The sequence below is a fragment of the Microbacterium sp. genome, from assembly GCF_029263575.1.
Classification (GTDB): Bacteria; Actinomycetota; Actinomycetes; order Actinomycetales; family Microbacteriaceae; genus Microbacterium.
On record NZ_JAJUFV010000203.1, the window covers coordinates 1 to 4,549 of the forward strand.

Consider the following 4,549-nt stretch of genomic DNA (forward strand, 5'->3'; position numbering starts at 1 on the left):
AAGGCTGGACTCCCGGCTGGTCGCTGGCAGACGGCAGCGCTGTGCGAGGACGCGGTGTACGGCAATCATCCCGAGAGCTGTGTCGTGGCACGGTTCATCGTCCGGCACTCGGTGATCCTGTTCGACGAGCGACACCCGTTGTGCGCGCAAGATCGCGACACGGTGCAGCACTACGGCGAACGCATGGCGCGCGTGCTCAGCGAGATCATGCAAACAGCCGTCCAGAACGCCTAGAAACGGCCCGAGAACGCACGAAAGGACAGAACATGGGTACAGACACGGCACCGATGAAAAAGACATCGCTCGGGCATTTTCCGGGCAGCGACAAATGGGAGTTCGATGCGAGCGTGACCGATGTGTTCGACGACATGCTGGAGCGATCGATCCCGCAGTATCACGTGATGCGCGATGTCACGACCAAGATCGGCATGGAGTTCGTGCAGCCAAACACGGACATCGTTGACCTCGGCACGAGTCGCGGCGAAGCGCTCGATCCGTTCATGCGTCGATTCGGCGCGCAGAACCGTTACGTGGGCGTGGAAGTCTCCGAGCCGATGCGAGCTGCGTTCCGCGAGCGCTACAAGGACTGGCCGTCCTCGATCGTGCGACTGCTCGATACGGACCTGCGCCGGGACTATCCGTTCGTGGATGCATCGCTGACGCTGTGCGTCCTGACGCTGCTGTTCGTGCCGATCAACTACCGGCAGCGCATCATGCACAAGATCGCACAGCACACGCGACCGGGCGGCGCGGTCATTCTCGTGGAGAAACTGATCGGCTCGAACGCAACGACCGACGAGTTGATGGTAAAGCACTATCACGCACTCAAAGCCGCGAACGGCTACACGCAAGAGGAGATCGATCGCAAGGCGCTCGCGCTCGAAGGCGTGCAGGTGCCGGTCACGGCAGAGTGGAACGAGGACATGCTGCGCGCAGCCGGGTTCACGCGTATCGAATGCATCTGGCGCTGGATGAACTTCGCGGCATGGGTCGGCATCAAGGAGTAGCCGAACAGCTACGAATCAGCGCATGAAGGGTAGACACTCCAAGGACGAGCGAGGACGCGTATGGCGAAACAACCGATGTGCCGCGCCACGATCAAGAGCGGAGAGCGCAAGGGTGAGCCGTGCAAGAACCGCGCGATGGTTGGCACGACTGTCTGTGCCAAGCACGGCGGGAAAGCCGCGCTCGCGAATCGTGGGACCGGCAATGGCAACTACAAGCACGGACGACACTCGAAGTACCTGAACCCGGCGTTGCGCGATCGCTACGAGGAAGCGCGCAACGACCCGGAGCTGCTGGCGTTCCGCAACGAGATCGCGGTGCTGGACGTGCTGCTCGATGACGCGCTGGCGGCGATCGGACACGACGCCGGAGCTGCCGAGCGCTTGTGGCGCAAGGCGCAGAAGCACCTGCTGGACTTCGAGATCGGTGTGCGCAGCAAGGACAACCGCAAGCAGCAGGAAGCGTTCGTGCATCTGCGCGAAACGATCAGCGAGGGACTGCGCGACGCGGAAGCACGCGTGGAAGCGCGCAAGCTGATCCAAGAGCGCACGACGATCGCGCAGAAGGAGATCGATCGGCTCACGAAGATGGAGCACATGATGACCGCTGAGCAAGCCTACATGCTGTTCAGCGCGATCATGGCCGAGGCCGGTCGCATCATCTCGAACGGTGACGAGCGCGCACGCTTCAACAACGCTATGGCGAAGCTCGCCGGGGGCATCGCGCGATGAGCCTCGCGATCGATCTCCCTGAGCTGCCGAACATGCGCACGCTGTTCGATCGCGTGCTCAGCGATATTGTGGCGCGCGGCATCGACGGACAAGACTCGCCAGCGATGCACGAGCACGTCGGCAAGCGCCTCGTGGAGTTCATCGAGCAGGACTTGGGTGATCCGCTGTGGGAGAAGCAGCGCGCGATCGCCAACGCGCTCGATGACCATCGGTTCGTCGCGGTCAAGAGCTGTCACGCGGCTGGCAAGAGCTTCACCGCTGCGCGCATCGTCGCCGCGTACCTGATCCTGCATCCGCACTCGATCGTCGTCACGACCGCGCCGACCAACCGGCAGGTACGCAATATCCTGTGGCGCTACATCAACGCGATCGCGGCGCGACACGGCGACCGCTTGCCGGGACGCGTGCTGCAGATGAGCTGGGAGATCGCGCCGGACTGGTACGCGATCGGGTTCAAGGGCAGCGACGACAACAGCGACGCGTTTCAGGGATTCCACGCGGAGCATCTGCTGCTCGTGGTCGATGAGGCCGCCGGAGTCAGCGAACAGGTATTCGATGCAGCTGACGCGATCCTGACCGGCGAGGGCGCGAGCGCGCTGCTGATCGGCAACCCGACGAGTCCGAGCGGGACGTTCCGCCGCGCGTTTCATCAGGATCGCGCGCTGTGGCACCAGATCAGTATCAGCGCATACGACACACCGAACTTCACCACGTTCGGTGTGACGAAGGGCGACATGCTCAGCGGGGCATGGCAGCGCAAGGTCGCGGATCAGCAGATGCCGTATCCCGCGCTGATCGATCCCGGCTGGGTGGCACGTCAGATACAGCGACACGGTGCGGAGAGCGCGTTCGTGACCTCGCGTATCGACGCTGAGTTCCCTGAGGACGCCGGAGACACGCTGATCTCGCTCGCGCAGATCGAAGCGGCGCAGGCGAACGCAGGCGAGCTGCAGCCGACCGGCAACTACGAGGTCGGCATTGACGTCGCGCGCTTCGGTGACGACGAGACATCGATCGCGATCCGTCGCGGCCCGGTGCTGCTCGCGCAAGAGAGCTGGGGAAAGCTCGACACGATGGAGAGCGCCGGACGCTGCGATCACATCATGACGCGCTTCGGACTCGACAAGGACACGACGCTCGTGAAGGTCGACGCGACCGGCATCGGCTCGGGCGTGGCTGACCGGCTGCGTGAGCTGGGCTGGAACGTTCGCGATGTCCACAACGGCGCGAAGTCGAGCGACCGCGAGCAGTGGCGCATGCTGCGCGACGAGATGTGGTGGCAGCTGCGCGAGCGCTTCGCGGAAGGGCGGATCGCGCCGGGAGATCGCGGTTTCGACGAGATCACGATGGCACAGCTGTCGGACATCAAGTTCAAGTACCTGAGTGGGTTCACCATGCCGGTGATCGAGAGCAAGGACGAGGCGAAGCGTCGGGGCGTGCGATCGCCCGACCGCGCCGAGGCTGTCGTGCTCGCGTTCGCGGTCTTGCCGGACGCGGAGGGCGCGGTTCCCGGCGTGATCATGACGCGCACGACGAAAGGACGGTGGTAGCGAGATGAACGAGAAACGGGCGGTGATGACCAAGAGCAATGCGCAGCGGATCGCCGAGGGCATCGCGTGGGGTGTCTTTATCGTCGGGCTGTGCATCGTGATCTGGTCGCTCGGGCAGCTGATCGAAAAGCTGTTCCTGACGATCGGGGGATGGTTGTTCTAGTGGCGGTCGATGTGGTGCGCGGCTGGGCGTGCCCGGTCACGCGCAAGAGGAGAACACGCATGGATGACATGAACAAACGCGAGCTGGCGGAGCTGCTGCAGCGCAAGCTCGACGCGCAGGAGAACGTGCGAGCGACGCTGGACGCCGCGCACGCAGCCGAGGCCGAGGCGCGCGCGGCACAGCGCGCGTATCAGAACGCGATCAACGAGCTGGAGGAAGCCGATGCCGCGCTGAACGATGCGGTGGCGCGCGTGGCAGGAGATGCAGCATGAGCCTGATTCGTCAGCTGATGTGGGCGCAGCTCGCATCGTACCAGCAGCAGGAAGATCGACGCGCGCGCTGGGTGCGCGAGGTCGTGGAGCGTGACGGCATCAGCGAGGACGACGCGCACGCGCTGTATGACCGCGTGTTCGCGCTCGCACGCGAGTTCCGGCAGATGCTTCCGGAAACGCTTGCCGACCTGATCCTGACCGGCGCGATCCAGACGAGCGCGACCGTGAGCGAGCGCGTCGCGCTGATTGAGCGCGCGATGCAGGAGAACGCGTGATGTGGCTGTTCGTTGTGCTGTTTCTCGTTGAGGGCGTGCTGGGCGCGATCGTCGGCGCGCATGACGTGATGATCACCGGTTTCGCGATCGCGGCGATGATGATCGCGATCCTGCTGCTGGTACGTCAGGAGGAGAAGTCTCGTGGCATTCGTTGACGGCGTAGCGAATCCGGTCAAGGTCGCTGAGCGCTGCGAGCACTGCAGCGCGTATGTGCAGACGCGCGCGACCGAGCACGAGTGGATCGTGCTCGATGCGTATCCGCACCCGGACGGCGACTGGGTGATCCGGCACGACTTCACCGCGACGCGCGCGACCGCGCCGGTCGCGGGTGGTTATCGCGAACATGCCTGCAGCGCGCCTCAGAACGGCGCAGAACGCGCGGAAGCGTCGCATGAAGGGAGTTACTAGGGATGGTGAGTGTCGTGCGCATACATGGCGAAAACGTGAGCGCAGAAACGGTCGTCGCGACGATCGAGGGGCGCGCGTATGCCGAGCCGGGAGAGGACGGCGACGTGCTGCTCACGGTGTCGGGCACGCGTGACGACGGCGAGCG

General features: G+C 64.3%; 9 protein-coding genes. All 9 read left to right on the forward strand.

Going from position 1 to position 4,549, the window contains the following annotated elements:
* The coding region (locus Q1J95_RS14710) for a hypothetical protein (RefSeq protein ID WP_300268913.1) at window positions 1-234 on the forward strand (234 nt) is incomplete at its 5' end.
* A 32-nt stretch (window positions 235-266) separates the two neighbouring features.
* Entirely contained in the window at window positions 267-1,007 is a 741-nt protein-coding gene (locus Q1J95_RS14715) for a methyltransferase domain-containing protein (RefSeq protein WP_300268915.1), read from the forward strand.
* Window positions 1,008-1,142: 135 nt separating this feature from the next.
* Entirely contained in the window at window positions 1,143-1,736 is a 594-nt protein-coding gene (locus Q1J95_RS14720) for a hypothetical protein (protein ID WP_300268916.1), read from the forward strand.
* Window positions 1,733-3,286: a hypothetical protein gene (locus tag Q1J95_RS14725; protein ID WP_300268919.1), complete on the forward strand. Its 1,554-nt coding sequence runs from the start codon at window positions 1,733-1,735 to the stop codon at window positions 3,284-3,286. Before Q1J95_RS14720 ends, Q1J95_RS14725 begins: the two co-directional genes overlap by 4 nt.
* 4 nt (window positions 3,287-3,290) lie before the next feature.
* Window positions 3,291-3,449 carry a hypothetical protein gene (locus Q1J95_RS14730; RefSeq protein WP_300268920.1) on the forward strand — a complete coding sequence of 53 codons (159 nt, stop codon included), beginning with the start codon at window positions 3,291-3,293 and terminating at the stop codon, window positions 3,447-3,449.
* A gap of 59 nt (window positions 3,450-3,508) precedes the next feature.
* The gene (locus Q1J95_RS14735; protein ID WP_300268924.1) at window positions 3,509-3,721 is read left to right on the forward strand and encodes a hypothetical protein; all 213 of its coding nucleotides are present in this window, start codon (window positions 3,509-3,511) and stop codon (window positions 3,719-3,721) included.
* On the forward strand, window positions 3,718-3,996 hold the full coding sequence (locus Q1J95_RS14740; RefSeq protein WP_300268927.1) for a hypothetical protein: 279 nt from the start codon (window positions 3,718-3,720) through the stop codon (window positions 3,994-3,996). Before Q1J95_RS14735 ends, Q1J95_RS14740 begins: the two co-directional genes overlap by 4 nt.
* Window positions 3,996-4,151: a hypothetical protein gene (locus Q1J95_RS14745; protein WP_300268929.1), complete on the forward strand. Its 156-nt coding sequence runs from the start codon at window positions 3,996-3,998 to the stop codon at window positions 4,149-4,151. The genes Q1J95_RS14740 and Q1J95_RS14745 overlap by 1 nt, the downstream gene beginning before the upstream one ends.
* Window positions 4,138-4,404 carry a hypothetical protein gene (locus Q1J95_RS14750; protein WP_300268932.1) on the forward strand — a complete coding sequence of 89 codons (267 nt, stop codon included), beginning with the start codon at window positions 4,138-4,140 and terminating at the stop codon, window positions 4,402-4,404. The genes Q1J95_RS14745 and Q1J95_RS14750 overlap by 14 nt, the downstream gene beginning before the upstream one ends.
* Window positions 4,405-4,549 lie beyond the last annotated feature (145 nt).